At 54.6% G+C, this 24,617-nt stretch carries 19 protein-coding genes; 13 read left to right on the top strand and 6 right to left on the bottom strand.

The genetic code is table 11. From position 1 onward, the window contains the following. Positions 1–51: 51 nt before the first annotated feature. From prfB to SELSP_RS05930, 5 genes are all read left to right on the top strand, one after another. Positions 52–1,159 (top strand): peptide chain release factor 2 gene (gene prfB / locus SELSP_RS05950; protein ID WP_013740801.1). Its coding sequence is split into 2 segments (ribosomal slippage): positions 52–120 and positions 122–1,159, totalling 1,107 coding nucleotides; the frame shifts between segments, so codons are not numbered across the junction. A gap of 16 nt (positions 1,160–1,175) precedes the next feature. Then, positions 1,176–1,871 carry an LmeA family phospholipid-binding protein gene (locus tag SELSP_RS05945; RefSeq protein ID WP_013740800.1) on the top strand — a complete coding sequence of 232 codons (696 nt, stop codon included), beginning with the start codon at positions 1,176–1,178 and terminating at the stop codon, positions 1,869–1,871. 5 nt (positions 1,872–1,876) lie between these two features. Beyond that, a complete protein-coding gene (locus tag SELSP_RS05940) occupies positions 1,877–3,931 on the top strand; it encodes a DUF5693 family protein (RefSeq protein ID WP_006192337.1) in 2,055 nt (684 codons plus the stop codon). After that, a complete protein-coding gene (csaB, locus tag SELSP_RS05935) occupies positions 3,928–5,046 on the top strand; it encodes a polysaccharide pyruvyl transferase CsaB (protein WP_006192338.1) in 1,119 nt (372 codons plus the stop codon). The genes SELSP_RS05940 and csaB overlap by 4 nt, the downstream gene beginning before the upstream one ends. Before the next feature lie 177 nt (positions 5,047–5,223). Continuing rightward, on the top strand, positions 5,224–5,604 hold the full coding sequence (locus SELSP_RS05930) for a universal stress protein (protein WP_006192339.1): 381 nt from the start codon (positions 5,224–5,226) through the stop codon (positions 5,602–5,604). Positions 5,605–5,710: 106 nt separating this feature from the next. Here the strand turns inward: SELSP_RS05930 and SELSP_RS05925 are convergent, their stop codons facing one another. The 4 genes from SELSP_RS05925 to SELSP_RS05910 form a co-directional block, all read right to left on the bottom strand. Beyond that, entirely contained in the window at positions 5,711–6,556 is an 846-nt protein-coding gene (locus SELSP_RS05925) for a deoxyribonuclease IV (RefSeq protein ID WP_006192340.1), read from the bottom strand. 34 nt (positions 6,557–6,590) lie between these two features. Then, positions 6,591–7,406, bottom strand: coding sequence for a prolipoprotein diacylglyceryl transferase (gene lgt / locus SELSP_RS05920; RefSeq protein ID WP_006192341.1), 816 nt, complete (start codon positions 7,404–7,406; stop codon positions 6,591–6,593). A 135-nt stretch (positions 7,407–7,541) separates the two neighbouring features. Further along, positions 7,542–8,390 carry a polysaccharide deacetylase family protein gene (locus SELSP_RS05915; RefSeq protein WP_006192342.1) on the bottom strand — a complete coding sequence of 283 codons (849 nt, stop codon included), beginning with the start codon at positions 8,388–8,390 and terminating at the stop codon, positions 7,542–7,544. Positions 8,391–8,825: 435 nt separating this feature from the next. Next, positions 8,826–9,734: a hypothetical protein gene (locus SELSP_RS05910; protein WP_006192345.1), complete on the bottom strand. Its 909-nt coding sequence runs from the start codon at positions 9,732–9,734 to the stop codon at positions 8,826–8,828. 220 nt (positions 9,735–9,954) lie between these two features. Here SELSP_RS05910 and alaS point away from each other — a divergent pair, with 220 nt between their 5' ends. The 6 genes from alaS (at position 9,955) to SELSP_RS05880 (ending at position 19,834) form a co-directional block, all read left to right on the top strand. After that, a complete protein-coding gene (gene alaS / locus SELSP_RS05905) occupies positions 9,955–12,570 on the top strand; it encodes an alanine--tRNA ligase (protein ID WP_006192346.1) in 2,616 nt (871 codons plus the stop codon). A 98-nt stretch (positions 12,571–12,668) separates the two neighbouring features. Further along, a complete protein-coding gene (locus SELSP_RS05900; RefSeq protein ID WP_013740798.1) occupies positions 12,669–13,655 on the top strand; it encodes an HlyD family secretion protein in 987 nt (328 codons plus the stop codon). 25 nt (positions 13,656–13,680) lie between these two features. Continuing rightward, positions 13,681–14,433, top strand: coding sequence for a 5'/3'-nucleotidase SurE (gene surE, locus SELSP_RS05895; RefSeq protein WP_013740797.1), 753 nt, complete (start codon positions 13,681–13,683; stop codon positions 14,431–14,433). Positions 14,434–14,477: 44 nt separating this feature from the next. Beyond that, the gene (locus SELSP_RS05890) at positions 14,478–15,719 is read left to right on the top strand and encodes an adenosylhomocysteinase (protein ID WP_006192349.1); all 1,242 of its coding nucleotides are present in this window, start codon (positions 14,478–14,480) and stop codon (positions 15,717–15,719) included. A gap of 15 nt (positions 15,720–15,734) precedes the next feature. Then, a complete protein-coding gene (locus SELSP_RS05885; RefSeq protein WP_006192350.1) occupies positions 15,735–17,015 on the top strand; it encodes an amidohydrolase in 1,281 nt (426 codons plus the stop codon). 170 nt (positions 17,016–17,185) lie between these two features. Next, positions 17,186–19,834, top strand: a complete 2,649-nt coding sequence (locus SELSP_RS05880; protein ID WP_006192351.1) for a DNA translocase FtsK — start codon at positions 17,186–17,188, stop codon at positions 19,832–19,834. A 183-nt stretch (positions 19,835–20,017) separates the two neighbouring features. On the opposite strand, the gene SELSP_RS05875 is transcribed toward SELSP_RS05880, so the two are convergent. Then, positions 20,018–20,503, bottom strand: a complete 486-nt coding sequence (locus SELSP_RS05875; RefSeq protein WP_006192352.1) for a DUF7004 family protein — start codon at positions 20,501–20,503, stop codon at positions 20,018–20,020. A 70-nt stretch (positions 20,504–20,573) separates the two neighbouring features. Further along, on the bottom strand, positions 20,574–22,202 hold the full coding sequence (locus SELSP_RS05870; RefSeq protein WP_006192353.1) for an SGNH/GDSL hydrolase family protein: 1,629 nt from the start codon (positions 22,200–22,202) through the stop codon (positions 20,574–20,576). A 118-nt stretch (positions 22,203–22,320) separates the two neighbouring features. On the opposite strand from SELSP_RS05870, the gene cobO reads away from it, so the two are divergent. Together cobO and ilvD are read left to right on the top strand one after the other, a co-directional pair. Further along, positions 22,321–22,860, top strand: a complete 540-nt coding sequence (gene cobO / locus SELSP_RS05865) for a cob(I)yrinic acid a,c-diamide adenosyltransferase (RefSeq protein ID WP_006192354.1) — start codon at positions 22,321–22,323, stop codon at positions 22,858–22,860. Positions 22,861–22,956: 96 nt separating this feature from the next. Continuing rightward, positions 22,957–24,609, top strand: a complete 1,653-nt coding sequence (ilvD, locus tag SELSP_RS05860) for a dihydroxy-acid dehydratase (RefSeq protein WP_013740794.1) — start codon at positions 22,957–22,959, stop codon at positions 24,607–24,609. Positions 24,610–24,617 lie beyond the last annotated feature (8 nt).

Below are 24,617 nucleotides of genomic sequence, written 5' to 3'. Positions count from 1 at the left end.
ATAAGGAATAGATTTCCCGCGAGGGAAAGCACTACGTAAGGATGTGACAAGATGCTCGAAGATTGGAAGCCGGAGATTTTGGCGATGCAAGCGAAGCTCAAGGAAATGGGGGATTCACTTTGACGTCGCCAGAAAGGAAGAAAAGATAGCCGAACTCGAATACAAGATGGGTGAGCCGACCTTCTGGGACAATGCGGAAGAGGCGCAGAAGATCAATCAGGAACTTGCCGCTATCAAGGGAAGCGTCGACAAGTACAAGGAGATCGTTTCCAAGACGGACGATGCACAGGCGCTTCTTGAAATGGCGCTGGAAGAAAATGATACGAGCCTTGAGCCTGAAGTGCAGACGGAGTTTGAGACCATCAAGACCGCCGTGCGCGAGCTGGAGCTCGAAGTCCTCTTGTCCGGCCCTTATGACGCGAACAATGCGATCCTCACGCTGCACGCGGGCGCAGGCGGCACGGAGGCGCAGGACTGGACGCAGATGCTTCTGCGCATGTACGGCAGGTGGGCGGAGCGCCACGGCTTTTCCGTCGTCACGGCAGATCTGCTGCCCGGCGATGAGGCGGGCGTCAAGAGTGCGACACTCTTCATCAATGGGCACAACGCCTACGGGTATTTGAAGTCGGAAAAGGGCGTGCATCGCCTCGTGCGCATCTCGCCCTTCGATTCCAATGCGCGTCGTCATACGTCGTTTTCTGCCTGCGACATCATGCCCGAGATCGACGATGCCGTCGAGGTCGCGATCAATATGGCGGACGTGCGCGTCGACACCTACCGCGCTTCGGGTGCAGGCGGTCAGCACATCAATAAGACGTCGTCCGCCGTGCGCATGACGCACATGCCGACGGGCATCGTCGTGCAGTGCCAGAACGAGCGCTCGCAGCTGCAGAACCGCGAACAGTGCATGAAGATGCTGCGCGCCAAGCTCTTTGAATTGGAGCAGGAGAAGAAGGAAGCCGAGATCCAGAAGCTCGAAGGCGATCAGCAGAAGATCGAGTGGGGAAGCCAGATCCGTTCCTACGTATTTCAGCCCTACACGATGGTCAAGGACATGCGCACAGGCATGGAGACGGGCAACGTGCAGGCGGTCATGGACGGCGATCTCGACGCCTTCATCGAGGCCTTCCTCGCGGCGAAGGCGAATCATGAGATTTGAGATTTAAGGTGATGTTTTGCGCAAACTTTTGATGCTTGTTGCAGGCGCTGCGGCAATCCTTCTCGTCTTTGGCGAAACTTTGCTGCCCGCATGGGCGCGGCAGACAGCAGAGACGATGCTCAGGGATCGCGGGGCAGAGAGCGCCGAGGTGACGGTTGAGAGCACGCCCGGCATCCTGTTCCTCTTGGGACAGATCGATACTCTCAAGATTGATGCAAAGGGGTTTCGCATCGGCGATTTGCGCATGGAGCGCGTGCAGCTGACAGGAAGCGGCGTGCATTTTTCGTCGCGAGATCTTTTCCTCGATCACCGCGTGCATCTCATTTCTGCCAAGGATTTGAAACTCACGGGCGTCGTTTCCGAGGATGCTCTGCGCAATCTTTTGGCGAAGCGCATCGACAAGCTTGACAACATCAAGGTGACGATTGACGAAGATGGCGTGCATGCGACAGCGGAAGTGAAGATCTTCGGGCGCATGGCGGATGTCGTGCTCGAAGGGAAGATCGTCGAGGACGCGCAGGCGCTGTACTTTCACATGACGCGGCTCGACATCAAAAACGCCTTGATCGGCAAGGCAAATCTCGGCGACATTTTCGGCGACATTCAGATCGCGAAGCTCGATGCACTGCCTTTGAAGACGCGAATCGAGAGCGTCGAACACAGGAAAGGCGCCATCGTCGTGCGCCTCTCTGCCGGAGGGAATGAGGAGTAGGATACATGAAGCAATTTCAATACAACAAGGTGCTCATCGCCTTCATCTTCGTCGGCCTTGTCGCGGCGCTCCTCATCGATGTCGCACGCTGGCGTGCGGAGGAGGTCAACAAGCAGGTCGATCTCGCCATTGACTACGAAGATCTCGTGCAGCTTGCCGAGCAGGAGGGGAAACCTGTCCCTGAAGTGCTGCAGGCGGCGAAGGAAGCGGGCATCACGTCGCTCGCTGTCTACGAGACGACATTCAAGAAACTCAACGCAAATGGAAAGGCGACGGCGCTCGCGGGAAGTGAACTCGTAGCCAATTACCATGCAGGGATCTTGACCGATCCCGCGTGGCGCACCCTCATTGAGAACGGTACGATCAAGGGATCTGACGTCTGTGTCGTCGGGCATGATGCGCGTACCTACAAGGAGGTCAAGGAGGACTTGCTGCGCCGCCTGGGCGCTGCTCGTGTGAACGCCGTCACAGTCAACGGCGTGGAAATCCTCGTCGTCAAGGCGAATTACGAAACCTTCCTCAAGATGGATCTCGGTATGCCGACGGACGAGATGCAGGCGGTCAATGACGCCGGCTTCTTCGTGCTCGCACGTCCGACGAATTATCTGGGCTGCACGCCCGACGACGTCGATGCCGTGTTCCGCCGTCTGGAAAACTACCGCATCTCGGAAGTCGTATTCTCCGGCTCACAGATGCTCGGCGCTCCGAAGTCGCTGCAGACGACGATCGATCACTTCAAGGAGCGCAATCTCGTCCTCGGACTTATCGAGGATACGACGCAGCTGCAGTTCTACAAGCAGGACGGGCTTTCCGAGATCTCCAAGGGCGTCGGCTACGACCATGTCGCGCGTCTTTACACCATCCCGAAGGACGAGCAGCCGAAGCTCAAGATTGAGACGGCGGTCGAGCGTTGGGCGAACACGGACATGGAGCGCAACATTCGCATCAACCTCCTGCGCATTTACGAGAAGCCTGCGCCCGGCATGACGCTCTTCGAGACGAACATGCACTATATCAAGGCGACGGCAGAAGCCGTAGAATCACATGGCTTCGCGCTCGGTCCTGCAGGGACGTTTGAAAACTGGTATGCGCCGCGTCCTCTGCGTGCCGTGCTGATGCTCGGCGTAGCGGCTGCTGTCGTGCTCTACATCTCACTGATCACGCACCATCTGCAGCCGAGGACGCTCTACGCGCTCTTTGCTCTGTTGGTGTTCGTCTTTGCCGCCCCGATCCTCATGGGCAGTGGCGCGAAGATGCGGATTCTCGCGGCGTTTTTGAGCGCGAACCTCTTTCCCGCGCTCGCCGTGATATGGCAGCTCGACCGCATTCGCACCATGGAGCCCGATGCGAAAGCGCCGCTCTGGCGCATCATCGGAACGGCTGCCGTCGCCCTTTTTGTTACAGGGGCGCTCTCCTATGTCGGCGCGGCATATCTGTCGGGAGCGCTCGCTGATGTCGAGTACTTCCTGGAGTTCAACATCTTCCGCGGCATCAAGCTGACGTTTGTCCTGCCCATCGTCCTCGTCGCCATCGCATTTTTGACGCGTTACGACGTCTTTGATGGCAGAATGGCGGAGGGACAGGGCGCGCTCACGCAGCTTCGCCAGATTCTCGATATGCCCGTGAAGCTCAAATCCCTTCTCATTTTCGTGCTCGTGACTCTTGCCGCCGTCGTATTCGTCGCACGTTCCGGTCATACGTCGGGCATGCCCGTCTCGGGGCTTGAGCTGAAGTTCCGTGCCATCCTGGAGCAGGCGTTCTATGCGCGCCCGCGCTCGAAGGAGCTGATGATCGGCCATCCGGCCTTCATGCTCGCCGTCCTCGCGTGGTGCCGCAAGTGGCCGACAATGCTGCTCTTTGCGCTCGTGCTCGTAGCGACGATCGGTCAGGGATCGATGGTCGAGACCTTTGCGCACATGCGCACGCCCGTCTACATGTCCTTTGTGCGCGGCATTGGCGGCATCGTCCTCGGCTGTGGCATCGGCGCAGCTCTCATGGTGCTCGTGCACCTCGCGCAAATGATACTATCTTCGGCAAAGGAGCGTTTCTCAAAGGAATGAGCAACATCGTAGTATCCGGATATTACGGCTCGAAAAACGCCGGTGATGAAGCCATGCTCGCCGCGATGATCGAGGTTCTATCCGAACTGGACCCGCAAACGAATATCACGGTGATCTCAGCGAACCCTCCGGATACGAAGCGCCGCCACGGTGTTGAGGCTGTTTCATGGCTCTCGTTTTCCGATATATGGAAGGCTTTGCGCGCTTCTGACCTCCTCGTGTCGGGCGGCGGCAGTCTGCTGCAGAATGTCACGAGTCGCCGCAGTCTCTATTACTACATGGCGATCATCGTCCTTGCCTTTCTCGCCCGAAGGCCTGTCATGCTCTACGCGCAGGGCATCGGCCCGATCGAGGGCTTCTGGGCGCGCACGATGATGCGGCTCATCGGCAACGGCGTGCGCCTCATCACCGTGCGCGACCACGGCTCTTTGGCAGAGCTTGAGGCCATGGGCATTCATCGCCCTAGGATCGTCGAAACTGCCGATCCGGTGCTCGCCATCAATCCCGTTGCGAAGGATATGGGATGGCAGGTCTTGCAGTGGAACGGCGTGACGGACGACAAGCCGCTCGTCGGCATATCCGTGCGCGAGTGGAAGGGCTGGCAGCGCTACAAGGAAGCCTTCGCCGAGGCGGCCGACCGCATCGCCGTCGAGCTTGGTGCGAATCTCGTCTTTCTGCCCATGCAGTATCCCGAGGATGTCAAGACGGCGGAGACGATCGCTGCGATGATGAAGCAGGAAGCCATCGTTCTCGACGGCGAGTTTTCGACGGCAGAGCTTCTTTCACTCGTCGGCAATATGGATTTGCTCATCGCGATTCGCCTTCATGCCTTGATTTTTGCGGGCGTCATGGGCGTGCCGCTCGTCGGCGTATCGTACGATCCGAAGATCGATCGTTTCCTTGACTCCATCGGTGAGACGCCCGCCGCGAAACTTGAGACCATCACGGCAGATGAACTCATGGCGGAAGTGCGGCGCAAGTGGCAGAGGCGCGATACGCTTTGCGAGAAAAATGCCGCCCTCCTGAAAGAGCTGAGGAGACGCGCATTTCAAAACGCTGAGCTTGCCGTGGGAATCTTGCGAAAAGGCGCGCCTTCTTTGGAGAAGAAGAATTGAACGAAGTGCAGGAGGAGAGCTGTCGTTGGAGTCATCACGCATTCCAGCGACGGCTTTCTTTACGGTGCAAGAAAATATCGGAAAATTTTTCAGAAAAATACCAAAAGAGAAAAGGAATTTTTGCTTTGATATAGAAGTAGACAACAGAGGAAAAAAGTTCGCTTGGAGGTGTTTTATATGGGCAGCATCAACAAAATTCTCGTGCCGGTCGATGGTTCTGTCAACGGCTGCAAGGCCGTGGATGAGGCGATCGCCTTTGCAGAGAAGTGCAATGCAAGTCTCGATTTCGTCTATGTGGCGAGCAACATCAACAAGGATATTCCGAGCCATCTCGTCTTCGACCGCATCTGGGAGAAGATCCCCGAGAACATGAAGGCGACGCGGCATGTTGAGACGGGCAACGTGCCGAAGGCGATCCTGAAGATTGCCGACTCGGAAAAGAGCGACATGATCATCATGGGCAGCCGCGGTCTCGGTCTCTTCAAGGGCGCCTTGATCGGCAGCGTCAGCCAGAAGGTCGTCGAAGAGTCGAAGGTTCCCGTCATGGTGGTAAAGTAAACGGCGGACAATAAGCAGGATAAAAAGTCCCCGGACAATGTCCCGGGGACTTTTTGCGTATGCGATATGGATGGGTGATATGCCTTTGCGGAAGGCATCCGTCGCTCTATGCTCTCTCCCTGAGCATGGCAATCTCCCTTGCATATCCTGCATCGTCGTTCGGCGTTTCCAAGATGAAGGGCAGATGGCGAATCTTCGGGTGACGGATGACGCGCGTCAGGGCTTCGAGTCCGATTTCTCCCTCGCCGATGCGTGCGTGACGATCCTTGCGGGCGGCGCGGACGTTGAGGCTGTCGTTGAGATGGACGGCATGGAGGCGGGAGAGGCCGATTACACGGTCGAATTCTTCAAGTACGCCGTCGAGATCGTTTGCGATGTCATATCCTGCATCCCAGACATGGCAGGTGTCGAGGCAGACGCCGAGCCGTTCCTTGCAGTCTGTGCGCTCGATGATGGCGGCGATTTCCTCGAAGCTGCGCCCGATCTCCGTTCCTTTGCCCGCCATGGTCTCCAGGAGCACGATCGTCTTTTTCGCCGGATCGAGGACGTCGTTCAAAAGGTCTGCAATAAGCTCTATGCCTTTTTCTGCGCCCTGCTGCACATGGCTGCCGGGGTGGAAGTTGTAGAGCGTGTTCGGGATATGCTCAAGGCGTGCGAGGTCATCTGCCATCGCCTCGCGTGCGAAGGCGCGCAGAGTATCCTTGGCGGCGCAGGCATTCATCGTATAGGGCGCATGGGCGACGAGCGTGCCGATGCCGTGCTCTTCGCGATATTTGCAGAAGGCACGTACGTCCTCCATGTCGAGCGGCTTCGCCCTGCCACCGCGCGGGTTGCGTGTAAAGAAGGCGAAGATGTCGGCATCGAGGTTCACTGCGGCCTTTCCCATGGCGAGATAGCCGCCGGCAGACGAAAGGTGACAGCCGATGTGAAGCGTATGGTTTGTCTTTTGCATGTGGTAGGGACTCCGTTTCATTGAGGTGGGATGCTCATGCGTGGGCGGCACGCTTGCGATTTTTCTTCTTCGGTGGTTCTGCCGTATGCTTTTTGAAGCCGAGCCAGAGGAAGAAGGCGAGTGCGATGGCAAAGGCGACGAGACTCGTCATCTGTGCGGATTTGAACAGTCCAAGGACGAGTTCGTTGTAGTCGCCGCGCAGGTATTCGAGGAAGAAGCGTGCGGCGGAGTAGAGCATGACGTAGAGAGCGAACGCCTGTCCCTTCGCATGATTCGTCGCGCGAAAGATGAGGAGAAGCGCGAAGATGAAGATGTCAAGCTGGCATTCCCAGATTTCCGCCGGCCACAGGGGCTGATTGCCGTAGGTGTGGAAGGCGAGCGTCGTCTCGGGATAGAGGATGCCGAAAGAGGAGCCGGTCGGTGCGCCGAAGGCGTCGCCGTTCAGAAGATTGGCCGAGCGGCCGAGCGCTTGTCCGAGGATGATGGCGGGTGCTACGATGTCGGCGAGCGCCCACGTGTCGATGCCGTGACGGCGCGTGTAGAGGATGCCGACGACGGCGCCGAGCAGCACGCCGCCCTGGATCGCCATGCCGCCCTGCCAGACGTTCAAAAGCTCCGTCAGGTGGTTCTGGTAGTAATCCCAATCGAAGAAGAAGACGTCCCAGAGCCGTGCGCCTAAGAGCCCCGCAACGCCGCAGTAAATGCCCATGTCGACGATGTGACTGTGGTAGCGCCCGTCCTGTTTGGCGAGGAAGTAGGCGACGCCCGTTGCCAGAATGATGCTGAGGCTCAGGATCAGCCCGTAAGCGCGCACGGGAAAGTCGCCGATGAAGAACAAGTATTGGTGCATGAGATGCGCCTCCGTTGAATCGTTATTTTTAGGCTACAAGGATTGTATCATTTTACGACTTGCTCTGTCTACTGTTTGCGATATTGTATTCACTTATGAAAAACACCCCCGGAACGGGGGCGTTTTTTGTACGGGTCAGGGTGTAGGAATGAAGCGTGCGCAGGTATCGTGACCGCCGCTCAGAAGTTCCGCGCGCACGTTTTGCAGACGGGAGCAGATGGGTGTGAAGAGGAGGCGCAGCTTGAAGCGCAGGAAGGAGTGGGAATTGGAGCCAAAGATCGGTATGCGGTTGAGCGCGTACTGGTCATCGCCGGGATGGTCGAGTCCGTAGTTGACGGTGAACGCCGTGCGGTAGCCGGCTTCCCTTACGACACGCTGCACTTCGTCATTGTAAGCGCCGCAGGGGTAGGCGATGGAAGTGACCTTTTTATTGAGGTGCGATTCAATCGCTTTCTTAGAGTCGACGGCTTCGTGCTGCAGAGCTTCGGCAGAGGGAAGCTCGCTGAGCGCGACATGGGTCATCGTGTGGCACTCGATGTCGATGATGCCTGAGTCCTGCATTTCTTGGCAGATTTCCCATGTGAGATAGTTCGGATAGACGTTCAGATAGTCCGTGATGATGAAGATGGAACCTTTAAGCCCGTATTTTTGCAGGATAGGGTAGGCGTTCTTGTAATTGTCGATATAGCCGTCGTCGAAGGTGAGGAGGATGGGCTTTTCGGGCAGCGGGGCGCCGTTTTCGAGGTGATCGGCAAGTTCGTTCGGCGTGATGGGATGGTAGCCGTTTTCGGCGAGATACTGCATCTGCGCTTCGAACTCGGGTGTGCTCAACGTCAGGGCATTGTGGTCGCGGTCGTTGATCTGGTGGTAGTTGAGAACGGGAACGCCGCCTTGGAAGCTGGTCGAGCATAAATATGCTGCAGCGAGGAGCAAGACGAAGAGTGAAAGTATGATGGCAAGAATTTTTTTCTTTGATGTATGCATGGAGAACACGTCCTTGGTTTGTATGGCCCGCCATGAGAATTCGGGAGCGAGTTCTCGTGGCGGACCAATCGACTGATTTTACCATGAAGTCCCAAGAGGTCAAGCCGCAGGCGCAGACCTCTTGGCTAGGCTTCTGTAGGGGCGGCGCACAATGTCCACAAAGTGGACGTTTGTGCGTGTAGTTTATTATGAAAGTCCAAGAAGCCAAGCCAAAGGCGCAGGCTGATTGGGTGACTTTCATTAAGGGCGGCGCACAATGTCCACAAAGTGGACGTTTGTGCGTGTAGTTTGTGATAGGTTTTCGGCTGTCAAGAAGGTGCACCAGATGTATAGCGAAGCCATGCTTCTAGTTTGTCGACGTAGAAGGAGGAAAGTTGAATCAAGATGGTGAGGGGACTCATCGGCGATTCTTGCAAAGCAGACTTATGCGAAAGACTAAGTCTCGCTGTCGAAGGACTGCATCGGCGCACCCTTGCGAGGTTTTGGCAGGTTGCGGTAGGCGCGTGAGGCGCTGAAGAAGCGCGTGGCCACGGTCATGCTTGCGGGATCGAGGTTTTCGACGGAACGCTCCGCTGTGCTTGTAAGTTCGCGGTACTTTGCTGTTTGTGTGAACTTTGCCCATGCCGCTTGCAGAGCGCGTGCCATGATGAATTCGATGCCCGTCGTGTCCTCGGGCTGTTGCACGAAGGCTGAACTCGTCTTAGGCGGAGGGGCGCTGCCTGTACGTTTCTCAACTGCGGCGGGGGTGCTTGTCGTAGATTGTGCCTTGGAGATTGTTTTCGTTGAGGTTTCTTTTGCTGTGTTTGCGCTCATCGCGCTCGTTGGATCGAGTTTCCAACGCGTGCGCGGCTTCGGCGTACCAGACAAATCGCGTGCAGAAGCAGAACTTGCTGACGGTGTCGTGCGGCTGGAAGCCGTGTGAGCGGCTGTTTCTCCTGCTGCATCCTTTTGCCGTGCGGCATTTCCGGCTTCATTAACAAGGCCGCTCGCTATGAGAAAGGCTTCGCTTGCCTCTTCCTTCGAGGTTGCCGCTTCGAGCTTTTGCACGAGTGCCTCGCGAGCGTTTTGTGCAGTGCGCGCCTTGGTGTAGAGTCCCGTGTCGGAGCGTTTGAGGAAACGCATCTCGTCTGCCATGAGTTCGTCACCGTTCAAAAGCTTCTGCTGGATGATGCGACGCATGGCGCGACTTGCACCGTCGAGCTCTTCCATTTGCGACTCGTCATCCGCAGCCTCCTGAGGCGCTTGATCCTTGAGCGCTCGCCTCGCTTTGCCGCTGTAATCAATCTTCATGCCAATGTTCTTCTGCTTCACATAGGCATTGACCTTGTCGCTCTCGTCAAACATGCCGAAACCCCTCCTGCAGCTTTTCCTACCTGTAATTGACATATAGGCTTATTATACCATGGAGAAATACATCTGTAAATTGTTTGGGCACATACACCTTAGGCTTGACTTCTTGGACTTTCATGGTTAATATGATATAATTACTCATTAGTATGAGATGCAGTGAGAGTTTATCCGCGTTTAGCGGAATCTCTGATGGAGGTAGGTTCTTTTGAAATACATGACAGGAAATGAATTGCGCGAAGCGTACTTGCAGTTCTTTGCGGAGAAGAAGGGACATCTGCGTTTGCCGAGCGCTTCGCTCATCCCTGCAAACGATCCGACGCTCTTGATGATCGGCGCGGGTATGGCGCCGTTCAAGCCGTTCTTTACGGGCAAGATGAAGCCGCCGCGCACGCGCATCACGACGAGCCAGCGCTGTGTACGTACGGGAGATATTGAGAACGTCGGACGCACGGCGCGTCATCAGACGTATTTTGAAATGCTCGGCAACTTCTCTTTTGGAGATTATTTCAAAAAAGAGGCGATTCCCTGGGCGTGGGAGTTCCTGACGGATGTCTTGGATTTGCCGAAGGAGAAGCTTTGGGTCACGGTCTATCCGAAGGACGATGAAGCAGCCGCCATCTGGAGAGAGCAGCCCGGCTTCCCACAAGATCATATCGTGAAACTCGATGACAACTTCTGGGAGATCGGCCCCGGCCCTTGCGGTCCTGATTCGGAAATCTACATCGACCTTGGTGAAGAGCGCGGCTGCGGCAGTCCGGACTGTGCTGTCGGCTGTGATTGTGACCGCTACCTCGAAATCTGGAATCTCGTCTTTACGCAGTTCGACCGCACGGAAGACGGTCAGTACAATCCGCTTGAGCACAAGAATATTGATACGGGATGCGGTCTTGAGCGATTGGCTTCCGTGCTGCAGAATAAGAAGACGAACTTCGAGACGGATTTACTCTTTCCCATCATCGAATACGCCTCGAAAGTATCTGGCGTCGTTTATGGCGAAAATGCGGAGAAGGACGTTTCGCTCAAGGTCATCGCTGACCATGCGCGCAGCATGGCGATCATGATCATGGACGGCATTCTGCCGTCAAACGAGGGCCGCGGCTATGTTCTGCGCCGCATCCTGCGCCGCGCTGTGCGCCATGGGCGCATCCTCGGCATCCATGACAAGTTCTTGGAAGGCGCGATTGACGCTGTTGCTGAAATCTACAAGGGTGCAGCAGACTTTGAAGAACTTGCTGAGAAGAAAGAATACATCAAGAAAGTCATCAGCATTGAGGAGGATCGCTTCGCGGCGACGCTCGCACAGGGCATGGAACTCTTGAACGGTCATATTGAGGACTTGAAGCGAGAAGGCAAAAAGGTGCTTCCTGGTGAAATCGGCTTCAAACTCTACGATACGTATGGTTTCCCATGGGAAGTCACCGACGAGATCCTGCATGAAAACGAAATGGAACTTGACAAAGATTCCTTCGAGAAAGCAATGGAGGAGCAGCGCGAACGTGCTCGTGCCGCGCGGCAGGAAAATCAGCGCGTCGCCGTACCTGACCTCTCGGGCATCGATACGTCACATCTCTGCGTCGATGAGAACGCGAAGGAATCGACCGTCGTCGCCATCTGGAAGGACGGTGTTCTCGTCGATGAGCTTGCCGACGGCGAGGAGGCGGGCATCATCCTGCAGTCGACGCCTTTCTATGCAGAAGGAGGCGGTCAAGTCGGCGATGCCGGACTTTTGGAGACGGAATTCGGCCGCGTGCAGGTTGCCAACGCCAAGAAACTTCCCGACGGCACGGTTTATCATATCGGTTATGTTGAAGAAGGCATGTTGAAGGTTGGCGACCATGTTTCCATCCGGATTGATTGGATGAAGAAGCTGTCGTCGGCGCGCAACCATACGGCGACGCATCTCCTGCAGGCCGCGTTGAAGCGGGTCGTCGGCGATCAGGTCAATCAGGCCGGCTCCTTGGTCATGCCCGAACGCCTGCGCTTCGATTTCTCCAATTTCGAGCCTGTGACGGCGCTGCAGCTGCAAGAGGTGGAGCGCCTGGTCAATGAGCAGATTCTCATGGCAAAGCCTGTGGAAATCGCGCAGATGGAAATTGACAAGGCGAAGAAACTCGGCGCTATGGCGCTCTTCGGTGAGAAGTACGGCGATGTCGTGCGTGTCGTTTCCGTGCCGGATTTCAGCATAGAACTCTGCGGCGGCTCGCATGTGAAAAATATCGGCGAGATCGGCATGTTCAAGATTGTCAGCGAGACAGGCATCGCTTCTGGCGTGCGCCGCATTGAGGCTTTGACAGGCAGGGCGGCCATCGACTACATGAATGAGAAGGCGGAGACTCTCGCCGCAGCCGCGCACGCGTTCAAATGTCGCGATGATGAAATTGTTTCCCATATTGAGAGCACATTGGCAGAGAACAAGAAGCTCAAGCAGGAAATCGCTTCTTTCACGAAAGAACGCGCCATGGGAGATGTCGATACGCTGCTCGCGCAGAAGAAGCAGATAAAAGATCTTTCCTTTGCTTCGGGCATCGTTGAAGCCGATAATATCGACGATCTGCGAAAGATTGCCGACATGCTGCTCGATCGTCTGGAAAGCGGCGTGGTCGTGCTTGCCGCCGCGCACGAAGGGAAAGTCAGCCTCGTGGCGAAGGCGAGTGACGCAGCTGTGGCAAAGGGCGCTCATGCGGGCAACATCGTCAAGGCGGCAGCAAAAATCGTTGGCGGCGGCGGCGGCGGACGAAAAGAGATGGCGCAGGCAGGCGGCAAAGAACCTGCTAAGATGCCGGAAGCTTTGCAGGAAGCCGAAAGGGTTCTTGCGGAACAGCTTGCTTAACGCGACTGTTTGGCCAAGTCTCGTGCCTGCACACGCTGTTCGCAGTTCCGACGGGAAACTTTCCTTGGAGGGATTCCCATGGAGCAGAGGTGATCTTCGTGGAAATAGATGTTACGAAAAAGGCAATACGATTTTTGCAGTTCAGTCTGCTCGGTCTATTGACGCTCGCTGCCCTCACGATCGGCGGCATTTGGCTCTACCAGCGCTCGCATAATATTGTGACACTTGAAGACGCCCAGGTGAAAAGTGCACTCGTGCCAGCAAAAGCAAAGGCGGATGGCACGATAGCGGAAATTCTGGTCGCCGACGGCGCTCATGTGGAGGCAGGGGACGTCATCGCGCACATCAAGGTCAATGTCACGGATGAGGATATCGCCCAGTTGCAGCAAAATGTCACGTTAGCGAAACAAAGCTTGGAAAACTTACAGAAGGGAATCGCTGTCACGCAGCCCGTCGTGAATGAGGCGCCGAGCGCTGCGGTCGATACGGAAGCGGCACGCGCACGCATGGAGCGAATGAACGAACTCTATGCGATGGGCGCTATCAGCGCCGTGAAGCGCGATGAAGCCGAGGCCGCCTACAATGCCGCTGTTGCTTCCAGTCAGGCTCACGCACCTTCATCAAGCTATCGCACCGTCCTGCAGTCCGCTTCGCCGGAACAGATTAAACAAGCAGAACTGTTTTTGAAGCAGGCGGAAATCGCCTTGGCAAAGGCGCAGCAGGATAAAGCGGGAACAGATATCATTGCGCCCGCTTCCGGAACGCTTTATCTAGCCGAAGACATCGCCGCCGAAAGCAAGATCAGTGCGGGGCAAACCTTTGCAAACATCGGCAATGCCAAGGATTTGTGGCTTGAAGCTATTTTGAACGATGATCAGAAAACGAAAGTGCGCCTAGGGCAATTCGCTTCCTATCGCTTGGGTGGACGCGACATACAGGGTACGGTGCAGGATATAGAGGAACCCGATGCAGACGAGGGGGATGAGACGGTATCCGGCAAAGTCCGTGTGCGCATTTCTGTTCCCGAAGAGACGGGAGAAGGAATACAGCCTGGGATGAAGGTCTCTGTGCGCTTGTCGCCTTGAATGAACGATGGAAAGGACGGATGTCTTGCGTATACTATTGACGAATGACGACGGTGTAGAAGCTGCCGGAATAGAGGCGCTCGTGCGCGTGCTCTCGCCGCACCATACAGTCGTTGTAGCTGCCCCGGCCTTTGAGCAAAGCGGCATGTCCCATGCAATCACGGTCAAGAAGTGCATCCGTCTCGATCGGTATCGCCCTTTGGAAGAGCGATACGGCGTGGCGGCATATCGGATCGAGGGTACGCCGGCGGACTGCGTGAAGCTTTACCTTGAAGCAATTTCTTCCGATATATATCCGGAGTATGTAATCTCCGGCATCAATCACGGAGCGAATCTGGGCACGGATGTGCTTTATTCCGGCACAGCCAACGCCGCGATGGAAGCGTATCTGCATGGAATCACGGCGACGGCCGTATCCCTCGACATGAAGTCCGAAATCTCGTATGATACAGCTGCCAGACTTATGGAGGAGAATCTTTTTTCGCTCTTTTACGAAGAGGGAAAAGTGAACTTTTACAATGTAAATTTTCCCAAAAAATTCGGCGAAAATGGTCCGCAGTTCGTATTCACGCAGCTTGGCCGCCGCAATTACATCAATGCATTTCAAAGGATGGAAGATGTGGACGGGAAGGAATGCTATTTTCTAGGCGGGGAGATTCTCGACGAGGGAAACAGCGACGCAACGGACATCGCTGCCGCAGAGCGCGGCTACATCTCCGTCACGCCGCTTCAGACTGATCTGACGGATTATCTCTATTTGGAGAAACTGCTGCGCTGAAATTGCCGCTTTGCAGGAAACGATTTTTAGGAGGAGCAACGCACATGGAATCAATGATCAAAGACATCAAACTCGCGCCGTCGGGTCATGACAAAATCAACTGGGTCAAGAACTTCATGCCTGTCATGGAAGCCGTCAACAAAGAATTTTCCGTGACGAAGCCCTTTGCAGGCAAGAAGATTGTCATCACGCTGCATCTTGAAGCAAAGACAGCGTATTTGGCGTTGATCATGAAGAACGCCGGCGCAGAGGTTGCCATCACGGGCAGCAATCCGTTGTCCACGCAGGATGACATCGCGGCGGCGCTCGTCGAAGATGGGCTTCATGTCTTTGCGACGCACGGCTGCACGGACGAAGAGTATGAGCAGTACATCGACAAGGCTCTTGACCTTAAGCCTGACATCATCATCGACGACGGCGGCGACCTCGTGAATATCCTGCATACGAAGCGCCGCGAACTTCTGCCGAACATCCTCGGCGGCTCGGAGGAAACGACGACGGGCGTACATCGTCTGCATTCTCTCGCCCGTGCGGGCAAACTTGAGTTCCCGATGATTGCGGCGAACGACGCCTACTGCAAGTATCTGTTTGACAACCGCTATGGAACGGGGCAGTCAACGTGGGACGGCATCATGCGCACGACGAACCTCTGCATCACGGGAAAAACCGTTGTCATTGCCGGTTACGGCTGGTGCGGCAAGGGCGGCGCCATGCGCGCTCAGGGTCTCGGGGCGAATGTCGTCATCACGGAGGTCGATCCCATCAAGGCGATCGAAGCTGTGTTCGATGGCTTCCGTGTCATGCCTATGGACGAGGCGGCGCGCATTGGCGACATCTTCCTGACCTTGACGGGCGATAAGGATGTCATTCGCAAGCATCACTATGAGGTCATGAAAGACGGCGCTATGATGGCGAACTCCGGTCACTTCGATGTGGAGATCAACATCCCCGAGCTTGAGGAAATCTCCGTATCGCGCCGTACCGTGCGCAAGAATATCGAGGAATTCAAGCAAAAGGACGGCAGGAAGCTCTACCTTCTCGCCGAAGGCCGCCTCGTGAACCTCGCAGCAGGCGACGGACATCCGGCGGAGATCATGGATCTGTCCTTCGGCGTACAGTTCTTCTCAGCGCTTCATATTCTCAATCATCATGCAGAACTTGAAAACAAGGTCTACCTGATGCCGGACGAAATCAATACGAAGATTGCCGAACTCAAGCTCAAGGCTTCGGGCGTAGCCATTGACCATCTGACGGACGAGCAGAAGGCCTATCTCGGACTTGCCTGAGCAGAGGTGCACGATATGAAAATATTGATTTCCAATGCGCATGTTCTTCATCCGGACGGCAGCGTGCGGGAAGGAAATATCGCAATCGAGGGAAATAAGATTGCAGCAGTCGGAGAAATCCCCGCTTCGTGGCAGCCGGAGCGCACGATTGACGCAAAGGACAGGCTTGCTGTCCCAGGCTTTGTCAACGCCCATACGCATGCATCTATGACGCTTCTTCGAAGCTATGCGGACGATATGAAGCTCATGGATTGGCTGCAGCAAAAGATTTGGCCGATCGAGGCGAAGATGCGCAACGAAGACATCTATTGGGGCGCAATGCTCGCCGCCGTCGAGATGATACAGGGGGGCACGACGACCTTCGCCGACATGTACGGGCCTGATATGGAAAAGGTCGCCGAAGTCGTAGCGGAATCAGGGCTTCGCGCCATTCTTTCGCGCGGCCTGATCGGTGTGGTGCCCGATGCAGACGAAAAGATTGCAGAAAATGTGGCGCTCTTCAAAAATTGGCATCAAAAAGCCGAGGGGCGCATCACCGTGATGTTCGGGCCGCATGCGCTCTATACGTGCCCGCCCGATTATCTGCACAAGGTCGCAGAGGCGGCAAAGTCGCTTGGAGCGGAAATCCACATCCACATGTCAGAAACGAGGGGAGAGGTGGAGGAATGCCTCAAGCAATACGGCAAGCGCCCCTTTGCACATGTCGCCGCCACAGGTCTTTTCGACAACGGCACATTGGCAGCGCACTGCGTGCATCTTGACGACGAAGATATTTCCATCATCAAGAAGTACGGCATCCGTGTCGCGCACAATCCCGGCAGCAACATGAAGCTCGCGAGCGGCATCGCTCCCGTGCCGCGCCTTCTTGCGGAAGGCGTCTGCGTTGCTCTCGGTACGGACGGCGCGTCGAGCAATAACAACCTTGACATGCTTGAGGAAGTAAACCTTGCCGCCATGCTGCACAAGGTGGCGAGCTATGACCCCGAGGCTGTGCCCGCAGGAGAAGCGCTGCGCATGGGGACGGCGTACGGGGCAAAGGCTGTCGGTCTTTCTGATGTAGGGCTCTTGAAAGAGGGTTATAAAGCGGACATCGTCCTCTTCGATATGACGAGTCCCGCATGGATGCCGCGTCACGATCCCGTATCGCTGCTCGTCTATTCTGCCAATGCATCTTCGGTCGACACAGTCATCGTCGACGGACGAATCCTCATGGAGAAACGCGAGCTCCTGACGCTTGATGAAGAGCGCATCCTGTTTGAAACGAAGCGCCGCGTCGAGCATCTTCTTGCACATTGATTTATCTGCAGAAGCATATCCTCTGTAGGCAGGTCGTTTTGATTTTTACAGCAGCCCTTCACGGGCTGCTGTGATTTTAGATAGGTGATGTCGTTTTGAAAAAGAAAGGTTCCAATAGCGATAGAGGGAACAGCAAGAGGAAATCCCGTACGAAAAACAAAAAAGAGCCGATGACGACAACTGCACCTAAGGGCAGACGCTATGAAATCATCGGTCTTCTTCTTCTTGCCGCAGGCCTCATATCCATCGGGGGACTGCTTGATTGGAACGTTGGTTTCATTGGCCTTTATTTTGCTAAATTCCTCCGCTATCTTTTCGGTTTGGGTGCTTGGGTCGCTTCCGGCGTCATACTGCTCATAGGCACGCAGTATGTGACGAAGCATCGGGGTATCGTTTATTCCACGCACTTTTTCGGCCTCATAGGACTCTTCGTTTCTTTGCTTGCTATCCTCCATCATTTCCTCGTACCTGTAGGGGCGGAAATCCTGCCCGAATATCTGCCGAACGCGGGCGGTCTTCTAGGCGGCGGCCTGCTCTTCTTCATCCGCAAGTTTTTCGGTGCGACGGGAGCCATCATCCTCTTGTGCACGGGTACGGTTGTTGCCGTCCTGCTCTCTACGACATGGTCGCTTGCCCTTGGGATGCTGCGCACGAAACGGCAGGCGAAAGCAGGAATCGTCAAAGCGAAGGATACGCTCTCCGTCGCCCAGCAGAAGGTGACACAGGCGGAAAATATCTTTGAAGAACATGTGCGCGGAAGAATCAAAAGCTCGTTTTACAATCAAGACAAAGACGAAGCCTTTGAACAGGCGTTTGCAGCAGAAGCGAGGAACGTCGCTTCGGGCGAAGATGTACAGCCGACGTCTTTTCCATCCTTTGCTGCACAGGAAGCATCTGTCATGCCGCAAACGCAGGAGGAGAGGGACTTTCTGACGGCTCTTGAACCTCCTGCCGCAGGGGAAGAGACGGCATCTTTTGCTTTTTGCGAGACATACGATAAGAATGAGGTATTGGCAGAAACAGAGCAGGAAGAGGGAGCAGAAAAAGAAAGGACAGCAGAAGAGCTGCCGTCCTTTTCCATTGAATATGCCTCGAATGAAACGGAAGAGCAAGAGGAAATCATCGCAGAACCACCGCCGGAAATCCCTGACGACTTTGATGTCGTTCCCTTGCCGAAAGACGTACCTATGGCAGTGGAGGTGCAGGACAAGCGCCTCGCCATGATGCAGCCGGCAGTCTCCACACAGTCCATGACGGCGACCTTGCCGCAGGAAACCCTTGCAGCACCATCGGTGACAACCCCGTTGCCTTCGACCATGCCGGCTGCTGTCTCAGCGGCAAAACCGCGTGAAGAAGAGCCGCAGCCGACGGAAAGGCCCTATGAGCTGCCAAAAGTGGAAGAAATACTCGCAGCCGAAGTCAAGAAGAAGAACTTTGAACTGGAACGGGAAATTGCCGAAAACGCGCAGACTTTGGCGCAGACCTTAGAAAACTTCAAGGTCAAGGCGAAGATTATCAATGCATGCCACGGACCTGCCGTTACGCGCTACGAGCTCGAACCTGCGCCCGGCGTCAAGGTCAGCAAGATTACGAATCTGGCGGATGATCTGGCTCTGAGCCTTGCGGCATTTTCCGTGCGCATAGAGCCTATACCGGGAAAAGCCGCCATCGGCATCGAGGTGCCGAACAAGGAGCTTGAGGGCATCCGTCTGCGTGAAGTCTTGGAAAAGCCCGCCTTTGCGACGGCCAAGTCGAAACTCACGGTCGGCTTGGGCGTCGATATTGCAGGACAAGGCATCTTTGCCGACCTCGCCAAGATGCCGCATCTTCTCGTTGCCGGCGCTACGGGATCAGGAAAGTCGGTCTGCATCAACACGCTCATCACGAGCATCCTCTTCAAAGCGAAGCCGGATGAAGTGAAGTTCATCCTCATAGATCCCAAGATGGTTGAGCTTTCCAACTACAACGGCATACCGCATCTGATGGTTCCCGTTGTCACGGACGCAAAAAAGGCGGCCTCTGTCCTGAACTGGTCGGTACAGGAGATGGAAAAGCGCTATGCCAAATTTGCCGAGACCGGCGTACGCGATATGGAACGCTTCAATGCGGCGAAACCCGAAGAGAAGATGCCTGCCATCGTCATCATCATCGATGAGCTTGCCGACCTCATGATGGTCGCACCGCACGACGTGGAAGATGCCATCTGCCGCCTTGCACAGAAAGCGCGCGCAGCGGGAATTCATCTCGTGCTCGCAACGCAGCGCCCGTCCGTCGATGTCATCACGGGCATCATCAAGGCGAATATTCCGTCACGCATATCGTTTGCTGTGTCCTCGCAGATTGATTCGCGTACGATTTTGGATATGAGCGGCGCTGAAAAGCTGCTTGGAAAGGGCGACATGCTTTTTTATCCCGTCGGATCGGCAAAGCCGCAGCGCGTGCAGGGGGCTTTCGTCAGCGATGAAGAAGTGGAGAGACTTCTCGACTTCATCCGTGGACAAGGGCAGCGGATGGAGGAAAATCAAGAGATTATTGAGTACACGGAGAATGCCGCTATGGAAGCCGATGACGGTAAAAAGGATGCGGCAAAGGAAAAGACCGATGAACTTCTCGGCGATGCGATCGAGCTTGTCATGAGTTCCGGGCAGGCATCGACATCAAGCATACAGAGGCGTTTCCGCATCGGTTATACACGCGCCGCCCGCCTGATTGACACGATGGAAGAGATGAAGATCATCGGACCGAGTCTCGGCAGCAAGCCGCGCGAAATCCTTGTATCCTCGGAGGAAGCCGAAGCGGCTTTGAGAAAAATCAGCTGAAAAGCACTACGATAAAATGTTGCAGATTTTCCTTTTAGAAGGGAGATTTGCAACATTTATTTTATGTCCTCAAGGAATTTTGGATAAACACCTGCTGTCAACTCTAAAACCCATCTTGCAATTCATAATATAACGAGGCGATAAAAATCCTTGTTTGTCTATATTCCGAACATGTGCTTTTGACTAAAAATCGCGTTCCGCACAAAGACGATCAATTGTTCGCCAGTCCATACCGCGCATAAAGTTCGCGGCTTCATGAACGGGCTGATTTTCAATAAGCAACTTATGTACGCCAAGCCTTTTGATGCGTTTACCAAGTCTTGTATTTGCTTTGTTTTCCTCAGATATCATTGCCATGTAAAGGATCGAAAAAAGCTTTTCCACCCGTAGTGCATCTGTTCCATACGTTTCGGACAGGATATGAATATCATCCAGAACGCGCTCGTCTATTTGCGATCTCGTCCGTTGGTATACTTTAACATAGTCGCCATACACTTTATCAGCGCCGAATTGTTGAGCAAGGCTCTCCAACTGTGAAAAATATTCTTCATCCCGCGGAGGTTTACGCTGCCCGGAAGCATCCGTGAGATAGACACACCAATCATCAAAACTGCCTCGATCATATTCCAGGAACGAGCCATCAAAAAAACGCCTTACAACTTGTCCCATGTTTATACATCCTTTCAAAAAGTTGGCATAAGCGCAGGGTGTTCCTTAGAAAAACGCTAATTATATTCTCTTATTGTCGCAGTAAATCTCGCCGACGGTTGATGATCTCCGCCATGAGCATCTTGCCGCGAATATCGGGATGAAGGCCGTCTACGGAAAGCTCCGGCGCCATGACAGTATGATTCGCATCATAGAAGTAAGGTTCCAGATCGACGTAATACTTCTGGTTGCGGATATAAGCATTGACTCGTGCAAGTTTTTGCTGCCACAGAGGATCGGTATCTGCATGGAAGGCGCTGCGGATATTCTTCGGGTTGATGGGCATGAGCGTGAGGAAGATCGGTCGGATGTCGTTCGCCTCACACTTCTTTTTGATAGCGTCGAGATCGGAGATGATTTGTTCGGCGCTGATTTCTTCGGCTCGCAGACTGTTCGATCCTGTGAGTATCAAAAGGTTGTAGGGATGGAAATATAGAACGTCTTTCTCAAAACGGAGCATCGACGTATGCGCCGTATCGCCGCTTCGTCCAATGTTGACAGTGGGAAAATCAAGGTAGGTTGTGAAACTATACTCAAGGTCAATGGGGGAAAATGACAATGCTCCGCCGCCATGCGTAATGCTGTCGCCGAAAGCGGCGGCAAAAATGCGACTGTTTTTTTCTTTTACGGTAAATTTCTCCACGTCCGAATATGTGCCGATCGTATTGCCATTTGCGTCAATCGCACGCACGCGCCAATAATATTCTCCGGCATAGGGACGCGGGTATTCGTCGTAACAGCTGAAGGCGCCTTCAACCTTTTGCGCCCATTGACGATTTTTGGCAGGCTGCGTATTGTTGTTTTCGTCGGATGCAGGAGGAGTCACCATAAGCTCAACTTCATAATTCTCACAGCCGTTCAGAGGTATCCATTGATAAACGGGATAAACAGGTTCTGTCGCATTCGGCATTTGATCGAAGTTGTTGATCAAGGGTTTCGTTGGCAGCGGTTCATCGGCCTTGATATAAATCGGCTCAGCCTTGGAGAATTCGCCAATCGTTTCATGGTGGAAGCCCAGCGCGCGCACACGCCAATACAAGATGCCCGTCTCGCCATTTACAAAAGATGTAAGATCGACCTGATAGCCATTTGTAAATATCTGCTTCGTACTGTAAAGATGATTCTTGCGCGACATTGCTGTACCGCCTTCGGCGTCGGGCTTGTCCGAGAGAATTTCCAGTTCGTAGCAGACGGCTCCGGGAATGCTGTGCCAGACGAGGAACGGCTTGCGGCTTGCCGGATGGTCTTTCGTGTATTCGAAGATGGGACGCGGCCGCAGCGGCTCTTTGAAATTTGGATTTTCAACGACATTGGAAGGAGGTGTGAGCTGCCCGAACATCCCGAATGCCGTGATGCGGTAATACATGGGAATCGGCGTCGCGGGCATCTCGTAGGAAGCCTTGAAGGTCAACTCAGACTCAAAGGCATGGTATTCCGGTTCGCCTTCAACAAGTCCCGTCGTCTTGGAAAGCGCTTCGATTCGATAGAAGCATGGATAGGGAAGCCTTTTCCATGAAATCACGACATGGTCGCCCTTGTTTTCAAAAATTGGGTCGAACGGTATGTTGCGCAGGCCGAGCACATCGGTTTTCTCCGTCAAAAAAATACAGAGAAAAGTAAAGAATAAGATGACGAAGGTAAACAAAAGAAATTTTTTCATAACAGCACCACAAAAAGGAAATAAAGGTTATAATAATAACTAAAGTATTAGTATACCATGTTTTTACTTTGCGGAATAGACAGACGAGAAAAAACTTATGCGTTAAAGGAGATCTGTGATGAAAAGAAAAGGACTTGTTCTCGTGCACACGGGTGAGGGAAAAGGGAAGACGACGGCGGCAATCGGTCTTGCTGTGCGCGCTTGGGGGGATGGCTTTCGCATTCTGATTTTGCAATTTATCAAGGGAAGCTGGAAGTATGGCGAACTTTCCGCGCTCAAGGCTCTTGCCGAAATTGACGGACGCATAGAAATCCGTCCGACGGGCATAGGATTTACAAGGAACGCTTCTTCAGAAGAAATGGCGGTACACAGGGAAAAAGCGCGGACGGCACTGCAGGAAGCCTTAACGGAAATGACGAGCGGGCAATGGGACATGATCATCCTCGATGAAATCAATTATGCCTTGAACTTCGGTTTGCTTGAGGAGCAGGAGGTATTGGAACTTTTATCGCAAAAACCCACAGAGCTTCATCTTGTATTGACGGGGAGGCACGCCTTGCCGGCCATCATAGACTGCGCCGATCTCGTGACGGAAATGAGACTCATAAAGCATCCGTTTCAAAAGGGCATACGTGCGCAAAAAGGAATTGAGTTCTAAGTCTCGATAAACTTCTTGAATGTAAAGGCAAATTGCGATAAAATCTAGGGTATGTTTCGTGAAAAATTGTGTTTTTTATAGATAGGCGGGATACTTATGAGAAGTGATGTTGTAAAAAAAGGGGCGACGCGCTGTGCGCATCGATCCTTGTTCCATGCGATGGGCTATGGTCCTGAGGATTTGCAGAAGCCGCTGATTGGCATTTGCAACTCATTTAATGAGGTGATTCCTGGGCATATCCACTTGCGCGAGATTGCTGCGGCGGCGAAGCTCGGTGTGGCTGCCGCTGGCGGTACGCCGTTGGAGTTTCCTGCCATCGGTGTTTGCGACGGCATTGCCATGGGGCATACGGGAATGAAGTATTCGCTCGCCAGCCGCGAACTTATCGCCGACTCCATCGAGTCCGTGGCAATGGCATCGGGCTTTGACGGACTCGTGCTCATTCCAAACTGCGACAAAGTCGTGCCCGGCATGTTGATGGCGGCGGCACGCTTGAATATTCCGGCGATCGTCGTCAGCGGCGGACCGATGCTCGCGGGACGCTTCCACGGACAGGATGTCAGTGTCAGCCAGTCTTTTGAAGCGGCGGGCAAATTTGCCGCAGGACTCATTGACGAAAGCGTCATGGAAGAGCTTGAAGAGCAGGCATGTCCGAGCTGCGGTTCCTGTGCCGGACTTTTTACGGCAAACACGATGAACAGTTTGACGGAAGTTCTCGGCATGGGGCTGCCGGGCAATGGCACGATTCCCGCGGCTTATACGGGAGCGCGCAGACTCTTGGCGAAACGTGCCGGCGCCGTCATCATGGAACTCATCAAAAACGATGTGAAGCCGCGTGACATCATGACGCGCGAGGCCTTTGAAAATGCCATCACGGTGGATATGGGCGTGGGAGGCTCTTCGAACACCGTGCTTCACCTGACTGCCATTGCCCATGAGGCCGGTATAGAGCTTCCAGCGCCGCTCTTCGACGAAATCAGCCGCCGCACGCCGTATCTGACGAAGCTCAGTCCAGCAGGGAAGCATCACATGCAGGATCTCAATGAGGCGGGCGGCTTGCCCGCCGTCATGAAGGAGCTTTCGCGCAAGGGACTCATTCATCTCGACGCTTTGACCGTCACGGGCACGGTAGCAGAGCGCATCAAGGATGCGAAAATCGTGCGTCCCGATGTCATCCGCACGGTCGATGACCCTTACCGCAAGCAGGGAGGCCTTGCGATTTTGCAGGGAAATCTGGCACCGGACTACGCTGTTGTCAAAGCGTCAGCTGTGGCTGAAGATATGCTCGTCTATAAGGGAACGGCGAAATGTTTTTCCTCGGAAGAGGCCGGCGTCAACGCCATCATGGCGGGTGAGATTCATGACGGTGATGTCGTCGTCATACGCTACGAAGGCCCGAAGGGAGGCCCCGGCATGCAGGAGATGCTGAATCCGACGGCCGTCATCACAGGCATGGGGCTGAAGGTGGCGCTCATCACGGACGGACGTTTCAGCGGGGCGAGTCAGGGAGCCTGCATCGGGCATATCTCACCCGAAGCCATGGCGGGAGGTCCCATCGCGCTCATTGAAGACGGTGACATCATCTCGATTGACATTCCCAATCGCTCGCTGCGCTTGGATGTCAGTGATGACGAACTTGCGCGGCGCAAGGCAGCATGGAAGAAGCCGGAACCGAAGATTAAGACAGGCTACCTCGCTCGCTACGCCAAACTCACGACATCGGCGAGCACGGGCGCTGTTCTGCAATAAGCACGGGA

This window comes from Selenomonas sputigena ATCC 35185, assembly GCF_000208405.1.
Taxonomy (GTDB): Bacteria; Bacillota; Negativicutes; order Selenomonadales; family Selenomonadaceae; genus Selenomonas; species Selenomonas sputigena.
The sequence above is the reverse complement of the archived record's forward strand: the minus strand, read 5'-3'. Positions and strand labels throughout refer to the sequence as shown.

Coding starts and splice junctions, on each gene's coding strand:
- SELSP_RS05940 (WP_006192337.1), top strand. CDS start 1,877: ATGAAGCAATTTCAATACAACAAGGTGCTCATCGCCTTCATCTTCGTC.
- csaB (WP_006192338.1), top strand. CDS start 3,928: ATGAGCAACATCGTAGTATCCGGATATTACGGCTCGAAAAACGCCGGT.
- SELSP_RS05930 (WP_006192339.1), top strand. CDS start 5,224: ATGGGCAGCATCAACAAAATTCTCGTGCCGGTCGATGGTTCTGTCAAC.
- SELSP_RS05925 (WP_006192340.1), bottom strand. CDS start 6,556: ATGCAAAAGACAAACCATACGCTTCACATCGGCTGTCACCTTTCGTCT.
- lgt (WP_006192341.1), bottom strand. CDS start 7,406: ATGCACCAATACTTGTTCTTCATCGGCGACTTTCCCGTGCGCGCTTAC.
- SELSP_RS05915 (WP_006192342.1), bottom strand. CDS start 8,390: ATGCATACATCAAAGAAAAAAATTCTTGCCATCATACTTTCACTCTTC.
- SELSP_RS05910 (WP_006192345.1), bottom strand. CDS start 9,734: ATGTTTGACGAGAGCGACAAGGTCAATGCCTATGTGAAGCAGAAGAAC.
- alaS (WP_006192346.1), top strand. CDS start 9,955: ATGACAGGAAATGAATTGCGCGAAGCGTACTTGCAGTTCTTTGCGGAG.
- SELSP_RS05890 (WP_006192349.1), top strand. CDS start 14,478: ATGGAATCAATGATCAAAGACATCAAACTCGCGCCGTCGGGTCATGAC.
- SELSP_RS05885 (WP_006192350.1), top strand. CDS start 15,735: ATGAAAATATTGATTTCCAATGCGCATGTTCTTCATCCGGACGGCAGC.
- SELSP_RS05880 (WP_006192351.1), top strand. CDS start 17,186: ATGACGACAACTGCACCTAAGGGCAGACGCTATGAAATCATCGGTCTT.
- SELSP_RS05875 (WP_006192352.1), bottom strand. CDS start 20,503: ATGGGACAAGTTGTAAGGCGTTTTTTTGATGGCTCGTTCCTGGAATAT.
- SELSP_RS05870 (WP_006192353.1), bottom strand. CDS start 22,202: ATGAAAAAATTTCTTTTGTTTACCTTCGTCATCTTATTCTTTACTTTT.
- cobO (WP_006192354.1), top strand. CDS start 22,321: ATGAAAAGAAAAGGACTTGTTCTCGTGCACACGGGTGAGGGAAAAGGG.
- ilvD (WP_013740794.1), top strand. CDS start 22,957: ATGAGAAGTGATGTTGTAAAAAAAGGGGCGACGCGCTGTGCGCATCGA.